10 protein-coding genes are annotated in these 17,445 nt (G+C 54.5%); all 10 read left to right on the forward strand.

Translation table 11 applies throughout. The features are described from left to right. The first annotated feature begins 12 nt into the window (after nt 1-12). The 10 genes from B7994_RS11020 (at nt 13) to B7994_RS11065 (ending at nt 17,332) form a co-directional block, all read left to right on the forward strand. A complete protein-coding gene (locus tag B7994_RS11020) occupies nt 13-5,835 on the forward strand; it encodes a glycoside hydrolase family 9 protein (protein WP_233143182.1) in 5,823 nt (1,940 codons plus the stop codon). A gap of 78 nt (nt 5,836-5,913) precedes the next feature. Continuing rightward, nucleotides 5,914-8,277, forward strand: coding sequence for an ATP-binding protein (locus B7994_RS11025; protein WP_088638512.1), 2,364 nt, complete (start codon nt 5,914-5,916; stop codon nt 8,275-8,277). Next, a complete protein-coding gene (locus B7994_RS11030) occupies nt 8,277-8,651 on the forward strand; it encodes a response regulator transcription factor (protein WP_088638513.1) in 375 nt (124 codons plus the stop codon). The genes B7994_RS11025 and B7994_RS11030 overlap by 1 nt, the downstream gene beginning before the upstream one ends. 9 nt (nt 8,652-8,660) lie before the next feature. Next, nucleotides 8,661-10,103 (forward strand): sigma-54 dependent transcriptional regulator, encoded by a 1,443-nt coding sequence (locus B7994_RS11035; protein ID WP_088638558.1) that lies wholly within the window; start codon nt 8,661-8,663, stop codon nt 10,101-10,103. After that, the gene (locus tag B7994_RS11040; RefSeq protein WP_088638514.1) at nt 10,103-10,828 is read left to right on the forward strand and encodes a pseudouridine synthase; all 726 of its coding nucleotides are present in this window, start codon (nt 10,103-10,105) and stop codon (nt 10,826-10,828) included. Before B7994_RS11035 ends, B7994_RS11040 begins: the two co-directional genes overlap by 1 nt. An 89-nt stretch (nt 10,829-10,917) precedes the next feature. Beyond that, nucleotides 10,918-11,745 carry a metallophosphoesterase gene (locus B7994_RS11045; protein WP_088638515.1) on the forward strand — a complete coding sequence of 276 codons (828 nt, stop codon included), beginning with the start codon at nt 10,918-10,920 and terminating at the stop codon, nt 11,743-11,745. 42 nt (nt 11,746-11,787) lie between these two features. Then, nucleotides 11,788-12,453, forward strand: a complete 666-nt coding sequence (locus B7994_RS11050; protein ID WP_088638516.1) for a hypothetical protein — start codon at nt 11,788-11,790, stop codon at nt 12,451-12,453. Nucleotides 12,454-12,472: 19 nt separating this feature from the next. Next, nucleotides 12,473-13,618, forward strand: coding sequence for a DUF6588 family protein (locus B7994_RS11055; RefSeq protein ID WP_088638517.1), 1,146 nt, complete (start codon nt 12,473-12,475; stop codon nt 13,616-13,618). Between the two features lie 26 nt (nt 13,619-13,644). Beyond that, nucleotides 13,645-15,177, forward strand: a complete 1,533-nt coding sequence (locus B7994_RS11060) for a carbon starvation protein A (RefSeq protein WP_088638518.1) — start codon at nt 13,645-13,647, stop codon at nt 15,175-15,177. Nucleotides 15,178-15,208: 31 nt separating this feature from the next. After that, complete coding sequence (locus tag B7994_RS11065; protein WP_233143187.1) at nt 15,209-17,332, forward strand: ATP-dependent RecD-like DNA helicase; 2,124 nt, start codon at nt 15,209-15,211, stop codon at nt 17,330-17,332. Nucleotides 17,333-17,445 lie beyond the last annotated feature (113 nt).

Below are 17,445 nucleotides of genomic sequence, written 5' to 3' on the forward strand. Positions count from 1 at the left end.
AGGTGGAAAGCAATGAAAATGACGTACTTGAAAAAAATTCTTTTGGCAGCATTTGTCCTGGGCGACATCCTCGCCGTCCAGGCGATGGCGGAGTTACCCAATATCGACCGTACCGACAAGGTTCACGAACGCAGGTACCTCGACTCGTTGAACGTCTACAACCGTCGACCGATTCGAGTAAACCAATCCGGTTTCAGGCCACAAGACAACAAGTACGCCTACGTGGCGGACCCCTCGGCACAAACGTTCAAGGTCGTTGACGCGAATACAAAAAAAGACGTAATTTCCGCAAAAAATCTCAACTTAGTCGACGCCAATGCGCCAAAGCCCAACTTTTGGGTGGCGGGAGTCCTTAAAGCGGGAAACGACAACACCTTGTATTCTTTCAGCCTGGCAGACTCCGCAACCGCTGTCGCAGGCACCGAGGCCCTATACAAAGCAGATTTTAGCGAACTGGCGACCATAGGCGAATACTTTGTGGTTTGCGGAGGAGACACCTCCGCCACATTCCACGTTCACCCGTCTATTTTCAACTCGATTTTGGAATACTCCCTGCAATTCTTTGGCTCACAACGCTGCGGAAATACAAAATCACACACACATGCCGCCTGCCACATGAAGGACGGCTCTAAAATAGGCCACGACCTTACCGGTGGCTGGCACGACTGCGGAGACCACTTTAAAGTTTCAGAGACCCTGGGCTTTGCAGCCTACGTTTTGATTACCACATACCTGGTTTACCAAGACAAGGCAGAGGACCGCTACGGCAACTCCTACGCCGACACAGCCATCACGGACGGCATCCCTGACCTGCTTTACGAAGCCAAGATTGGCGCAGACTTTATCTTCAAATTGTACAAGGCGTCTAAAGCAGACGGGTTGATTGCCAGGGGCGACATGTACCACTCGGTTGGCGTAGACCAGGTGGACCATGAATACTGGGACGTGCCCGAAAAGCAGGATGCCCAGCCCCATTCCAAGGGAGGGCCCGACCGCGATGTAGCAGACTCTGCCGGCAACGTTTCGGGCATGTATGCCGCTGTCCTCGCCGAAGTGGCTGCCGCCTGGTTTGTTTTTGACCCGGTTTATGCAGACTCCCTTTTGGAAGCGGCAAAAGACATCTACGCAAATGTGGTCAAAAAATCCTACCGAAATATAACCGGCAATTTGAAGGGGTTCTATACCGGAAGCTCCAACATAACCAACAGAACCGACAATGCGGCCGCAGCCGCCTTGGCGCTTTGGTACGCCACCGCCGACCCCACCTACCAAAACGACCTGTACAAAGATTTGACAATCAACGACAATTCCACCAATTACGGTTACAACAACGAGCCCGACGACGCAGGTCCCTACTTCAAGGGCGGCTACCTTGGCCTCACAAGCGGATTTTACCCTGGCGGCTGGATGACGGACTACGAAAACGTCCACGCCCACGTTTTGTTCTCTTTTGTCAAGCTCATTTTGAAGGACCAGGAGACCGCGGCTAGTTACGGCGTTGGAGAACTGGAAAGGGATACATTAATACAGCGGTCCACCAACAGCCTCCGTCGTTTGACCGACGATGGTTCCGAGGGCACTCCGCGATTTACAAACCGTTTCGGATCGGTCAAGGCGGTCCCTCCTTACAACCTGATATGGACCAGCAGCGGCTGGGGATTGAACCGCTACAACCTGGGCGCGGCCAACGCCATCTTTATGCTTTCTGAAATCACCACCGGTGAAGAAAAGGAAGTATACAAGCAGCTTGCCCTCGACAACATTTATTATAGCCTTGGCGCGAACCCGTGGGATGTTTCATTCTTGATGGGTGCCGGCGACAAAAACTTGAACCACCCGCACAACCGTGCTGCCAACCCCGACGGATACAATGCTGGCGGCATGCCCTATAAGTACACCTGCCCACTGGGCGCCCTGATGGGCGGCACCTTCCCCGACGCCGTATTGCAAGATTTTTGGGAATTTTGGACAGTTACCGAAACGTGCATTGACTTTTCGGCACAGCTTTTGATCCCAGCCCAAAGCCTAGCAGAGACGCTGCCCGAAGATGCCGAAGGGCCCCTGTACAGCAATGTTGCCGGAGTTCCCATTTCTAATACCTCGGCCACCATTAGCTGGGACGTCAACGAAGTCGCCCTCACCACGGTGTTCTACAACACCACACCCGACGCTAGTACTGCAAAATCCGTCACGCAGACCACGGCCAGCAAGGGCGGCGCATTGACCATTGACGGGCTCGAGCCCAACCAAACCTATTACTTCTTCTTGGAGGGCATGGACGTCAAGCACAACATTGGCACCGACGACAATCACGGTCAATGGTACCAGTTCACCATGACCCCGCTCAACACCACCATCAGCGGCGTCACCATTTGCCAGGTAGACAACCGCAGCGCCAAGATTTACTGGTGGAGCAGCGACCGGCTGAACGGAGTCGTGAACTACGGGACCAGCAGTTCGAATCTTACCGAATCGCAACCCGCCGAAGGCGGCGCAGTCCTTTTCCACGAAGTCCTGCTTACAAACTTGAGCGCAGGCACCACCTACTACTTTAGCGTATCCTCGGGAGCAACCACAGACAATAACGGTGGAAACTACTACAGCTTTACCACGGAACAATACTCCACCTACGCCAACTTGGACATTTACATAAAGCCCACTTCTTACCAAGCAGAATGTACCGATTGGAAGGACTGCCACGAATTCATTGTTTCTATCGCCAACAACGACACGATGGCGTTCCACGATTTCGAGATTCGCCTCTACCTTGGCAAGAGTTCAACCTTCCAACCCATTTCGTGGACACCCCTCACCCAAAACTGGGGCGGCGAAGGAACGATGACCTCAATAAAAAGCATCTCATTCGGGTCGCCCACCTTGGAAAAAGACCAGTATTACATACCCATTACCATAGGGGACACCCTAAAGGTCTCTGGGCAAATGCTGTTCCAACTCAAGTTTATGACAGGAACCTTCAAGGACTTTGCCGAAGGATGGTCCCTTGTTGCGCATAATGCCGAGGACGACCCGGAGCAATTTGAAGGTATTGACCTTACCCAGGCCCCGTACTTCAGCAATTCCGAGACAACCCTAATTGAAGTCAACTCAAAGGGCGAAAGGGTCCCCGCCTTTACAAGAGACCCGTATGTAGTGGTTTACTACCACGGCAAGCACATTTACGGCTATGGCCCTGACTACACGCCCGAAAACGGCCCGCAAATGCCGCGTACAGTGAGCCTCAACTTTACAAGCCCATTTGTAACACCGCACAGTTCATTAGAAACTACCGACAGCAACATAGCCTATATCGGCGGCAGCCGTGTTACGCCGACAGGATTCCTAGATGACTTTGAAATGAACGCACTGTCGATTATTGATTTCGTTGAATTCCCCTCGGCGCCTCGCAAAGACTCCCTCTCGTTCAACTTCCCTTACAAGGCGCAATACGGCAACAACTACTACGAATGGGTCAGCTGGCACAACCACGCCGCAAACATGAGTTCCACAAACAAGTACGACTGCGCCTGTGCCGTGATCCGCACCAACGTCGAGGTTGACACCATCACCACGCCACCGGAAATCCGCCTGTTGCAGTTCACGACAGACACCGTTCGCGCCTATACCGGAAAGATGGTCGAAGTTCATCTACAGTTGCTCGACAGCAACTTCGAACTTCTCAAGACCGACCCGTTCAGCGTCTTGCTCACCTCGGAATCCGGTTTTGCCAAGTTCTACACGTCGGCAACATCGACTACCCCGGTCGAAAAGATTGACATTATCAACGGTACGGCCGTGTTCTACCTCCGTTCGGACAAGGCGACGACAACCATTCTCAAGGCTATCGGCAACAACACCTCCAAGGTAAACTACCTGCCGGCAATCGCGACGCTCATCATCGAGGATTTGCCTCCCTGGCCGATTATCGACAACGCCATCATGGTGGACAACAACTGCGACGACATTCCGGATGCGTTCCAGATAACTCTTTCCAACGAATACATCGCGGCAGAGAACCAGTCGTTCAACTCCATCAAGTTCGTATACGAAGGCGATACGCTTACAAGCGATTCCGTCATCTCGCTTAACGAACGCGACCTGGTTGTTGCGGCAAAGATCCCGAACGCGACCATGAATACCGCACCCTCCGGTGCGATTACGCTCATAAGCAACACCAATGCCGGGAAGAAGGAAGCGTCCGACTTCTACAAGGACGGCATCTCACCCGACCTGATATCGGTATCCGTACTGGAACGCCAGTCCGACGCGACAAGCGATTTCGTCTACATCCAGTTCAGCGAACCTGTCAAGGAGCCCTCGCCCGAATGGCCGCTCCGCATCAATTCGGCCGATATTGCAGCCCACGTGAAGGGAGTCAAGCTCTACAACGAAGCACTCAATATCTGGGAATTCGAAATCGACTTCGACGCAGGCGGAGGCTCGCTGGTGCAGGAGGGCATGAAGGCTCAGCTTTCACCCACGGCAACCATCAAGGACCTCGCAGGCAACGGCATCGGCAACTGCACTCCGAAAACCGTGGATGTGCTCCTGAAGATCCGTCCGATACCCATGACCTACGCAAGCATCGCCGACAAGGACGAAGACGGCCTTGCCGAACATATCGAAATCAAGTTCACGAAGGCAGTCGATGCCAAGCACTATCCGGACTCCATCTCGATTATCTTCGGTAGCGCCTTCCCCGAAACACTTTTCGTACGCAAGGCCGAAATCAGACTGAGCGCCGACCAGATGTCCACTTCGTTCGACCTGCCGACACCTTTCGCCCTCGGCAACACTAACGGCAACTACGAAGGCACCCTGGAAGGCAGGGACCTTATAGGCGCAGGGCTTGTTACCGAGCACCTGGGCAGCGGTGCCGCCTACGAGACCGAGTCTTCGATTGCAGAAGACCTCGCAGGCCCCGTATTCACTTCAGCAAGCCTCTCGTCATCGGGCAACCTCGAAGTCCTGATTATCCACGTAAGCGAACCGCTCATCATCGCAGATTCAGCGGCGATCCTCTATGTGCGCGAACGTTCTAGCATAGGCGTGCACAAGATCGACCTCACCGGATGGAACTTCTCGAACCAGTCCCTGACTATCAACGCGGTATACAAGCCCGAGGCCGAAATTGCCGTCATGGAAGGCGACCGCATCAACCTCGCCCCGAAGACAGCCAGCGCATTTACGGACCTGAGCAACAACATGCCGGCAGATGACAACCCGAAGGTGACCATCGGCGGCGAGGGCAATCCGAAGATCAAGTTCGATATCCATCTGCAAAAGCCGATTACGACCGTATCGTCCGCAGACCCCTCGCTTATCCCGAGCAACAAGACGATCAACCTTTACGTGGTTAACCCGAGCAACCACAAGCTCGACCGTATCGAAAAGGGCGCTGTCGTGCAAACCGGAATCGATACCACCGTAACGCCTCTTAACGGCGTCGTGTGGACAATGGACCTGACCGTCCCGCGCGGAGGCTCCCTGAACCAGCCCGCCTACTGGAGGAGCCTGAAGGTCAAGTACAGCCTGCCCATCTACACGAACATGGGCAGCTTCGTGAACCGCCTCTCCGGCACGTTCACCGTCGATTCCGACGTGTACTACTCGACGAACAACAAGGTCACCTTCTTCGTGGAATGGGTAAACGCGCCCAAGGGCGGTGTACGCTCGCAACAGGGCCGAGAAGTCGGTACCGGCGCCTATATCTACAAGGCAGAACTGAACTGCAAGTTCCTACCCAACGCCGACCTCGATGCAAAAACAAAGAAGCGCTTCGAGTCGTCAAATTCCTACGACAAGACCGAAACCTTCGGTATTCGCCGTTTAAAATAGACCTTGTAGCAAAATTTCAAGTCCCGCCGGCGCGGGACTTTTCTTTTATTCGATTTTTTATATAAGTTTCTAGAAGATATGCAAGAGATTCTGTTTTCCGACTCGCCTATCGCCACGGGGCTTTCCGCCGTAGCGCTTATACTCACGTTCCTGCTTCCCTATATCCTGGGCCAGAAAACGGGACTAAGGCAGTTTCCCAAGGCCATATACCAGCTGATGCTCATATGCACCTACTGGAATACACTCAGCCTTGTCGGCAGTCTATTCTTCAGCGGGCCGCATTTCGGTCTTGCCGCAAAGATCATCTTCGGTTTGCAGGCTATCGCCTGGATCCAGGCTGGCAACACCATCTACCATATTGCCGAACATGCCCTCCATTTCAGGCGATTCAACTTCTGGAGGCTCCTGAACGCCATAGGCGTAGCAAACGTCATCGCCGTCACCGTCATCTTCTGCGTAAACGAACCGTTTTTCACCGAATTCAAGATTCTCGGTTTCATGCCGCTGCACGACCATGCATACTTCAAGATTTATTCCATGATGTTCTTCCTGTACGTGTTCCCCGAGCTCCTGCTTACCATATACAAGCTGATGCGCAACACGCTCCAGACCGGCGACAAGGATTCGGCGCAGATCAACTTCTACATGGCCGGCAGCTTTATATTCTTCATCGCTCTTTCGTTCGTATTCGACTTCATGATCCCTGTCGCAAGTGGATTCAACGTCAACGGAAGACACCCGATATTCCTGCAATGGCACCAATACTCATGCATATTCCTCTCGGTTCTCTGCGGGCAGTACTTCACCTCGATTTCGTTCAAGAACAAGAGTTCCCACTGGCTCATGAAGAGCCTGTTCAACCAGCTCGGCGACTGCGTTTTCGCCATCCAGGCCGACGGCATCATCAGCTACTGCAACCCCGCAGCCCAGCTCCTGTTCCGCAAGACCGACAACGAAATGAAGATGTACCACATTCAGGACTTCATTCCCAGCCTGAAACTGGATAACGAAGTCGTGACAGAAAGCGTGAAGGTTCAGGTCAACGACGAACTACATTCCTTCAGTCTCTCGCTGTACAAGTACCGTACCACGCTTTCTACATACATGTGGCTTTTGCTCCTGAGCGACCAGACGAACTCGCTTTTCTACCAGCAGCGCATCAAGACGCTCAACCGACAGTTCGCCGACTACAAGAAGGACCTCATCCGCTACCAGGACCGTCTCGACAGCTCCGAAAAGAAATTCAAGGAGCAGAGCAGTTTCAGTTCCACGCTCATCAACGCGCTCCCCTTCCAGTTTTGGTCCAAGAACGAGCAGGGCGTCTACACCACACAGAACATCATGGACATCAAGAGCCGCGGCAACCTTATCCAAACGACGGACTCCACGGAATCCATATCGGACAGGGAACTGCAGGCGCGCAACAGTGGGCTATCGAGCATATTCACCACGTACGAAAACGACCGTCACGAAAAAATTTCCGAAGACGAAGCGAACAACCTGATCTTCAACAACAAGGCCGTATTCATTTACAACGAGCAGTTCATCCCGATTATATCGGAACAGAAACCATACAAGATTATCGGACTCAAGCAGGACATCACCGAACAGAAGCGTCTCGAAAGGGAACGCGACCTCCTGAGCGAACAGAAACGAATCCATTCGCGACTCGAAGACCTGGGCACGATGCTCGGCGGTTTCGCACACGACTACAAGAACAGTATCGGAGCCCAGATTGGGTTCTGCGAGCTGGCTCGTGAGACCCTCGAGAACTTGCCGACCGACGACATTCCCGAGAAAAAGGCAAAGACCATCGCGAAGGCAGGCGAACTTATCGGCGAAGCGAACAAGGCGGCGAACAAGGCAAAGGATTCCGTGAACCAGTTGCTAAGTGCCATAAGGAACGAGGCGTCCATCGCACCGAAACCGATGGTGTTCTCGCCATTCCTGATTATCGAGGACGTGGTAAAGAAGGTGCAGCTCACCCTCCCGTCGAACATCCACATATCGACCGAGGACATCGACAAGGACCTGAAGATAAAGTGCCTGCCGGCAGCGCTCGACCGCATATTGAGCAACTTGGCAAACAACGCCATATTCGCCATGAAGGACGACGGCGGAACGCTCACGTTCAAACTGGAGCGCGAAGAGGTAAAAACGAAAATCGTACAGCCCTTCTCGGACACCATCGAGCCGGGAGTTTATGCGAAATTCACCATCGCCGACACTGGCACGGGAATCGACTCCGGGACCCTCGAACGCATCTTTTCGCCGTTCTTTACCACGAAAGCGCCCGGCGAAGGGCTCGGCTTGGGGCTTACTTCAGCCCTCAGGCTCCTAAAAGACGGCAATGCGCATTTCACAGTGCACACGACCCTCGGCGAGGGCACGCAATTTAATCTATATTGGGACTTAGCAACCGAAAAAACGGAGGATGCATAATGGCCACTATCTTGATTATTGACGATGACGAACAGTTCAACTTGATGATGAAGACCGCCCTTGAAGTCAAGGGTTACGAAGTGGAAACCGCAAGCAACGGCAGAGAAGCAAAGACTCTCTACCAGAACAAGAAGTACGATGTCATCGTCACGGACATTATTATGCCGGACGTTGACGGCTACGAAGTCATTCTCGATTTGCGCCGCATGGGCATGAGCGACAGAACGATTGCCGTAAGCGCCGGCGGACGCACGGCCGCAGACGACTACCTGTTGACGGCCAAGCATTTCGATGTCGCGGTCACGTTCAATAAGCCCATCGATATCCAGCAGTTCCGCGAAAAGGTCGAAGAAATCATCAAAAGTCACCAGTAATAGATGCCGATGAACATCCTGATAGCTGATTCCGACAAGGAATTTATCAGCGACATTCGGCGTTCCTGGAATCTGGACGAAACAGAGCTCCTGCTCTGTGACGACAAGGACAATTTGATGCCACTGGTAAAGAACAACCCGATAGACCTCGCGTTTATCGAAGTTCCTTTCCTTACCTTCGACAACATGGATATCGTAAGCTATCTCAAGGAGAAGGACCCGAGCATCGAAATTTTTGTCCTGTGCGACAACAAGAACTGGCCCGGAGCCACCAGCGCGATTAACCGCGGGGCAAACAGTTTCTTGATGAAGCCTGCTTCGGTATCGCAACTTGAGGATACCGCAAAAAAGATACAGACCTTAAAGCAGAACAAGTCTACGCACCAGTTGATGGAATCCCAGGTGCTGGACACCCTACTTGGCGACACGCCCGAAATGAGGAAAATCCTCAAGACGGTCTACAAAATTTCCCCAACCACGAGTACCGTGCTCATCACCGGCGAATCCGGTTCGGGCAAGGAATTCCTCGCAAACGTCATTCACCGCTACAGCAAGCGCGCGGGCGAACCGTTCATCGCGGTCAACTGTGGCGCCATTCCCGAAAACCTGGTCGAAAGCGAACTCTTCGGAGCAAAGAAGGGCTCGTATACGGGTTCTACCGCCGACAAGAAGGGCCTGTTCGAGGCCGCCAACAAGGGGACCCTGTTCCTTGACGAAGTCGGCGAACTTTCTGCAGCGACGCAAGTGAAACTGTTGCGCTTTTTGCAGAGTCACGAAATTCGGCGCGTAGGCGAAACTGAAGCGCGCTACCTCGACATCCGCATTATCGCCGCGACCAACCGCGACCTGCAGGCGGCCATGCTCCGGGGCGAATTCCGCGAAGACCTTTTTTACCGTCTGAACACGTTCCACCTGACGCTCCCGCCGCTCCGCGAACGCAAGCCAGTGATTCCCACACTTATCCGCTATTTCATTTTGAAATACAAGGAGACGCACGGGAAGAACATCACCGACGTGGAACCGGCAGCACAGTACGCCCTGGCGAAGTACCCCTACCCGGGCAACATCCGCGAACTCGAGAACATCATCGAGCATGCAATTGTTCTTTCGGAAGGCGGCATATTGCGTCTGGAAGACCTGCCCGAGAACGTACAGGAAGAAGCCCGTGAAAAGACGGTCGCCATTCCGCACATCAAGGAAGACATTCCCGAACCGCGCCTGCTCACGAGCATCGAGGGCACACGCGTAGACACCCCCGCAAAGGCAGCGGACGAACCCGCAGACGCCGAAGACATCATCTCGCTCGAAGAGATGGAACGCCGGCACATACTGCATGCGCTGAGTGTCTGCAAGAACAACAAGACCGAAGTCTGCAAGAGGCTCGGCATTAGCCGCGCCACCCTCTGGAGAAAGTTGAAGGAACTCAAGATCCAGATGGACGGGGACGAATAATGCGCATCAACAAGTTCATATCCCTTTGCGGAGTCGCTAGCCGCCGCGCCGCCGACACCCTCGTACAGGAAGGTCGCGTGCAGGTAAACGGCGAGACCGTTACCGACATGGGCCACCAGGTAGACGAAAGCAACGACGAAGTTCTCGTCGACGGCAAGCCCGCGAAACTCCCGAAGAAGACGAAAGTCATCATGTTCCACAAGCCGGCCGGATGCGTATGCACCAAGGACGACCCGCAGGGGCGACGCACCGTATACGACTACCTGCCGCCGGGGTATGCCACCTTCAAGTATGTAGGGAGACTCGACCTGCAGAGCCGCGGGCTCCTGCTGTTTACCGACGACGGGGAACTGCTGCACCGGCTTACGCACCCGAGTTACGAAATCCCCCGCAGTTACTACGTGTGGACGACGCGGCCGCTTAGCGAAGCGGCCGCACAGAAACTTGTTGACGGTGTAGACATTCGCGACCCCGATGACCCGGACGCACAGGAAGAAATCGCATTTGCAACCGACGTGTATCTCGAAAACGGATTTGCGGAACTCGTGCTTATCGAAGGCAAGAACCGCGAAATCCGCCGCATGATGCGCGCCGTAGGTTACGAGATCCGCGACCTGAAGCGCGTGAGCTACAGCCATATTCAGCTGGGAGACTTGCCCGCAGGCGAATTCCGCGAACTCACCGCAAACGAACTGAACAAGTTGCGGCAAGCCGTACACCTGTAATAATGTGGAATGTGGGATGAGAAATGTGAAATGAAAAAAGTTATCTAATTACACATTACACATTTCCAAACCAGAACCTATCAACCATCATGTCAAGAACTCTCTACATAGGTGACGTACACGGCTGCGCCGATGAACTAGAACGCATCATAGACGCCTTCGGCTTTGTACGCGGGAGCGATACGCTCTACCAGACCGGAGACATCATCAACAAGGGCCCGGACATGATGCGGGCAATGCGCACCGTCATCGATCTCGGAATCCTTACCGTACGCGGGAACCACGAAGAACATTTAATCCGCTCGATGGAAGCCCCCGAAAGCATGTGGACCGAGAAGCAGCGCAACCGCTTCAAGGCGCTCCCGCTGGAAGACTGGGAGTTCATCCGCGATACGGTAAAAACATGGCCCCTCTGGCGCGACACCCCGCACGCCCTCCTCGTGCACGCAGGCCTAGAACCCGGCAAGACACGCCTTGAAGACATGAGCCCCGAAGTATTGCTGTCCATCCGCAAATGGAATGATGAGCCATGGTACAAACTGGTAAAATGGCCGAAAACCGTCGTGTTCGGGCACTGGGCAAAGAAGGGATTCGTGAACATTCCCGGATTCATCGGGCTCGATTCGGGCTGCGTCTACGGCAAGTGCCTTACCGCATGGTGCCCCGAAGAAGACAAGTTCTATACGGTACCTGCCGCCCGCGAATACACGCCGGTGAAGGACAAGGCAAAGGAATCCGAAGGCGCACCCTGCAAGGTGGTCGGCGACAACAGCCCTTCTGCAGTGCCGCCCAAGACATTCGACGAAATCAAGGCCCGCATCGAAAACGGCGATATCGCACCTGCAAAGGACAGCCCCGAAGAGAACACCATACGAAAAGCGAGCCCCTCCATCGCGGCAGAGTGGGCTGGTTACTAAAATTTTACTAAGTTTCCCCTAAATTGGTTGTTTAGAGGAAACATGAAGAAAATAATTGTAGCCCTAGTCTTTTTACTGACCGCAGGTACAGCATTCGCCGAAGAGGCATGGCCGCGCACGTTCTTTTTCAGCACTGGTATCGGACTTTACGCCTCCAAGGGCGACCTGAACGAGCGTGTGCTCTCGATGAAGGACACATCGGGTCGCAAGCAGACCATCCATTCCCCCGCTCTCGATATCTTTGCAAGCCCTGACTTTACAATCGGCGTTAATGTACGCGAATTCACCATCGGGCTTAACTTCCAGATCTGGAATTCAGAACAGGTCATCAACGGATTTCCGGACGAATCCCAGAAAGGGGAAAGCCTCATCTGGCGTATCAGCATGGAATTCACGTACAATTTCTTCTGGCCGGAGTTCTTCCAGATTGGGGTCGGCGCCGCCTATTCCTACACGACCGTCACAACGGAAAACACCGCCTATATCGATGGCGAGGCCAGCGATTCGGAACTTATGGGGTCAGCTGTCGGCCTTATTGCGAACATCAAGTACTTCCTGTTTGACAATTTCGCCATCGTCCCGTATGTAAAGATTTACGAGAACTGGTTCAAGAATGTCTATACCGAAGAAAGCGAGCTCTGCGACCTCGATTCCTACATGTGGCAGACGTTCTTCTTTGTCGGCGTAAACCTTCAGATACAGTTTTAATAACTAAATTTGGCAACGTATGAAAACGTTTGCCAAACTTTCAATCGCATTTCTAGCAGGCGCCGTCTCCTTTGCATCGGCAATGGACGAAAACGGCTGGGCATCCATCTACGAATCCATCGCCGCCTTCGAAGACAGGCCCGGCGCGGGCGCGCCCTTCAACCGCCCCGGCTACGTCAAGCCCATCATCGAGAACCTGGGCAACGTACTGAACAGCAACTGGTACGTAAGTGCAAACGTACCGCAGAGCCTTGCATTCGAATTTGGCATTCCCATTTCGCTCATCCCCATCAACGATGACGACCGCGTCTTTACCGAAAATGGCGTCGAAGTCCCGACTATTTTCGGCGAGAGCCACGACATGGCCCAGCCCTACGACGGCAAGACGATTTACGGTAACGAGACCTTGAACGGACTCGGTGTATTCACTTACCCGTACCTGCAGCTTGGCGTCAGCGCCTTCCATGCAAGGGTTGTTCTCCGCGGAATGTGGCTCCCGGCAATCAGCGAACTGCGCGGGTTCAGCCTGCTCGGCTTTGGCCTGCAGTACAGTTTCGGCAGGTGGTTCCAGTACATGCTCCCGCCAGCAGCGCAAGGCCTCGACGTGAGCCTCGTATTCGGCTACAACTCCAGCAGTATCGGTTACCGCCCCAAGGATTACAGTGGCCAGCTCGATCTCGACATTTCGGCATACACCTTCGATGTCGTTATCGGCTACAAGCCCTTTAGTTTCTTCGAAGTCCTGATGACACTCGGTTACCAGTCTGCAACCATGGAAGCCTCGGGCCACCTGGAACAGAACCAGAATCCCAACATGTTCATCAATCCGAACATCTCTGTCGACGGAAATTGCGGCTTCAAGTTCGGCATCGCGGTCGCATTCCAACTCGGCAAGACATACCACCCGGTTGTCGGGTTTGATTATGCCGGCAAGTCGAGCTTCACGACAAACGCCATCTATCTCAGGCAGCAGTTCGGCGAGGACAAGACTCCCGACGAGATCGCGAAGGACAAGGGTTACGTACGCGGAGCAAAGAAAGAAGAAGCTGCCCCCGCCGTGAACGAAACAAGCGAAAGCGCCCAGCAGGAGCTAGATCAGGAGGCAGAGCAGCCCGCGGAAGAACCCGCTGCTGACGAAGTCCCTGCCGAAGAAAGCGCAAAATAAGTTTTTAACTAAAAAGAAGGCATAACATGATTACATTCCTTATCGGTGTCGCCATCCTCATCGGCGGATACTTTACCTACGGAAAGTTTGTCGAACATGTCTTCGGCCCTGACGACCGCAAGACTCCGGCACTCGCCAACCCGGACGGCGTTGACCGCGTCCCCATGAAGCACTGGAAGAACATGCTCATCCAGCTCCTGAACATCGCGGGTATCGGCCCCGTCATCGGCGTGATACTCGGCATCAAGTTCGGCGCCATCGTGTTCATCATCCTCCCCATCGGCAACGTATTGGGCGGTGCGGTACACGACTACTTCAGCGGCATGATCAGCATGCGCAACAACGGCTACAACGTGCCGGCCCTTTCGCGCAAGTTCCTGGGCAAGGGCCCGTCCAAGGTGGTGATGGCCCTCATCTCCGTAGCCCTCATTCTCGTGGGAGCCGTGTTCACCAACACTCCGGCGCAGCTCATCAACACGCCCATCATCGCGGGCAGCGCAGTATCCCCCACGCTATTCTGGATTGCAGTTGGCGTTATTTTCACCTACTACTTCGTGAGCACATTCTTCCCCATCGACAAGATTATCGGGCGCATCTACCCGATTTTCGGCGGCATGCTCATCCTCGCCTCTCTCGGCATCATGATCGGTATCGCCCCGCACCTGAACGTGCTTGACGAATTCAACCTCAGCGACATTGCCTCGAACTTCACGCAGCATCCGGCACACCAGCCCATCATCCCGATGCTCTTCGTGACCATCGCCTGCGGCATCATCAGCGGTTTCCACAGCACACAGAGCCCGCTCGTGGCCCGCACCGAAGTCACTGAAAAGACCGGCCGCCAGACGTTCTACGGCATGATGATTATCGAAGGCCTTATCGGCATGATCTGGGCTGCCGGCGGCATGTTCATCTACCACATGCAACCCGAGCTCATGACAGCCGGCGGCGTGAAGGTCTTAAGCGTTCTCGTTTCTACCGTCATCCCGTTCGCCCCGATTTCCATCCTCGTGGTGGTGGGCGTCATTATCCTTGCGGTCACGAGTGGCGACACGAGCCTCCGCAGCCTCCGCCTCACCATCTCGGAACTCTTCGGCATCGACCAGGCCGACCCCAAGAAGCGCCTGCTCTTGACCGTCCCGATGTTCGCCATCTGCCTCGTGCTCATCTTCTGGAGCAACCTGAACCCGCAGGGATTCAACATCCTGTGGAACTACTTCAGCTGGAGTAACCAGCTCATGGCCGTCTGCAGCCTGTGCGTTGCGACAGTCTACCTCCGCAGCAAAAAGAAGAACTACCTGATTACGCTCATCCCGTGCATGTTCATGGCGTTCATCTGCTTCGATTACATCTTGTGGGTTAGCCCCGAGAACCTGAAGGGCGCTCCGCTGGGCTTTGGTCTCGACTACAAGACCGCCCTCGTGCTCGCCATCGAGAATGCAGCCGTCCTCGGCGCGCTCCTCTGCCTGCGCGGCAAGAAACTTGCTTCCAGGAAGGAATTCGACCCGGATAAGTGGGACAGTTCTATCGATGAAAAGAACGACTACGAACCGGACTAAGGAGAGTTAGCCCCTGCAGCTCGAAGGAACAATCAAGAACGTTACCTTTCACAGCCCGGACAGCGGATTCTCCGTATTCCGTGTGATTGTGAAAGACGAAAAAGCCCCCGTTGTCGTAACGGGGACTTTTCCCGATTTAAGGCAGGGAGAATCGCTCAAGATGGATGGCGATTGGGGGTACCACCCCAAGTACGGCCGTCAATTCAAGTGCACCTCGTTCACTGTTGCTGTAACCGAAAGCGAGAACATCGCCGAATATCTTTCCAGCGGTCTATTCAAGGGTATCGGCCCCAAGACGGCCGAGGCCATCGTGAAGGTTTTCGGCGAAGACACCGTCGACATCCTCGACAACCATCCGGACATTTTCCGCAAAGCAAAGATCAAGGGCATCACCGCCAAGAAGGTCGAAGCCTTCCTCGCCGCATGGCAAATGAACCGCCACAGCAGGGAAACGATGCTGTTCCTGTATGGCCACGGAATCGCGGGCAGTGTCGCCAGGAAACTCTGGAACCAGTTCGGGCAAGAGACTATCGCACGCATTACGGAAAACCCCTACCTGCTCTGCGAAGAAATCTGGGGTATCGGCTTCTTGAAGGCCGACGAAATCGCGACGAAGGTAGGCATTGCCAAGGATAGCCCCAAGCGCCTGCAGTCCGCCCTCATGTACGTGCTGCAGGAATCCAGCTTTAACGAAGGCCACGTGTACCTCCCCAAGGACACCCTGCTCGAAAAGACCTTCCGGATCTTGCGCATCCCGATGGAAGACGACGATGCCGCCTACGGGCTTATCCGACAGTTCGACGACCTTTGCGAACACGAGCGCATCCGGCGTGTCGACGACGACTGCTTTTACCCGCCGATGTTCCGCGCCGAACAGAGCATTGCAGACAACATCCTGTACCGGCTGGCGGGCAACGCGCTCCCGACCGCGGGTTTCGAGCGTTCCCTCATGGACTGGGAACACCAGCACAAGTTTGCCTTCGACCCCATACAAAGGAAGGCCATCGAGATGGCGCTCGCCTACCGCATTTCCATCATCACTGGCGGCCCCGGTACCGGCAAGACGACCATATTGAAGGGCATCCTCCACCTCGCACAGAAGATGGACGAGAGCGTTTTCCTCGCCGCCCCCACGGGCCGTGCGGCAAAGCGCATGAGCGACCTCTGCGGAATGCCTGCACGCACCATACACCGCATGCTCGAGATGGACCCCGCCACAAAGAAGTTCAACCGGAACGCCGAGAACAAGCTCCCCTGCGACTTGCTTATAATCGACGAATTCAGTATGGTCGACACCTGGCTTGCGGCCGCCCTCTTCGAGGCCATTCACGCAAAGACGCGCATCGTACTCGTGGGCGACTCAGACCAGCTACCAAGCGTAGGCCCCGGGAACGTGCTAAACGACCTCATCCGCTGCCCGCGGATTCCGACAACGCGCCTACAGCATATCTTTAGGCAAGCCGGCGGAAACGACATCGCCGACAAGGCTGCAAAGATCAACGCCGGAATCGTCCCCTCGCCCATCGAGGGTCCGAACTTCCACTTCATCCCGTTCGAGGATCCCGAAGAGGCGAAGAACATTCTGCGCGAACTGCTTACGACCGGAGTGCGAGCCAAACTCGACATCGACCAGAAAACCGACCTGCAGATCCTCACCCCGATGCGCAAGGGCCCCCTCGGCATATTCGAACTCAACAGTTTCTTGCAGGAACTGCAGAACCCGGGCAAGGCACGCCACAGGATTATGGGGGTCGGCTGGAGCGACGGCGACAAGGTGATGCAGATAAAGAACAACTACGACAAGAACGTGTTCAACGGTGACGTCGGCATCATCTTCAAGGTCCACAAGGACGACGAGAAGGTCACCGTATTCTACGACGACAAGACTGTCGAGTACGAGGGCGACGAACTGGAGCAGCTCACCCTCGCCTATGCCAGCACCATCCACAAGAGCCAGGGAAGCGAATACCCCGCCGTAATCGTCATCCTCGATTCTAGCCACTACATGATGCTCCAGAGGAACCTCATCTACACGGCGATTACCCGCGCCAAGGGCCACGTATGGGTACTTTCTGCCCCAGGGGCTTTCTCGACCGCGGTCCGCAACAACCGCAGCATACGCCGCTACACCCGCCTTACCGAGCGCCTAGGATAGCTATATGTGCAGGAGCGTTTCATGAAAAAGGCAAAAAAGGGTAATTTAGGCAATATGTTTCCGAAATTTCGCAGTTTTTTCACTTAAATCCTTTGCTTTTTGGCTTATTTTTG

This window comes from Fibrobacter sp. UWR2 (genome assembly GCF_002210285.1).
Lineage (GTDB): Bacteria > Fibrobacterota > Fibrobacteria > Fibrobacterales > Fibrobacteraceae > Fibrobacter.

Coding starts and splice junctions, on each gene's coding strand:
- B7994_RS11020 (WP_233143182.1), top strand. CDS start 13: ATGAAAATGACGTACTTGAAAAAAATTCTTTTGGCAGCATTTGTCCTG.
- B7994_RS11025 (WP_088638512.1), top strand. CDS start 5,914: ATGCAAGAGATTCTGTTTTCCGACTCGCCTATCGCCACGGGGCTTTCC.
- B7994_RS11030 (WP_088638513.1), top strand. CDS start 8,277: ATGGCCACTATCTTGATTATTGACGATGACGAACAGTTCAACTTGATG.
- B7994_RS11035 (WP_088638558.1), top strand. CDS start 8,661: ATGAACATCCTGATAGCTGATTCCGACAAGGAATTTATCAGCGACATT.
- B7994_RS11040 (WP_088638514.1), top strand. CDS start 10,103: ATGCGCATCAACAAGTTCATATCCCTTTGCGGAGTCGCTAGCCGCCGC.
- B7994_RS11045 (WP_088638515.1), top strand. CDS start 10,918: ATGTCAAGAACTCTCTACATAGGTGACGTACACGGCTGCGCCGATGAA.
- B7994_RS11050 (WP_088638516.1), top strand. CDS start 11,788: ATGAAGAAAATAATTGTAGCCCTAGTCTTTTTACTGACCGCAGGTACA.
- B7994_RS11055 (WP_088638517.1), top strand. CDS start 12,473: ATGAAAACGTTTGCCAAACTTTCAATCGCATTTCTAGCAGGCGCCGTC.
- B7994_RS11060 (WP_088638518.1), top strand. CDS start 13,645: ATGATTACATTCCTTATCGGTGTCGCCATCCTCATCGGCGGATACTTT.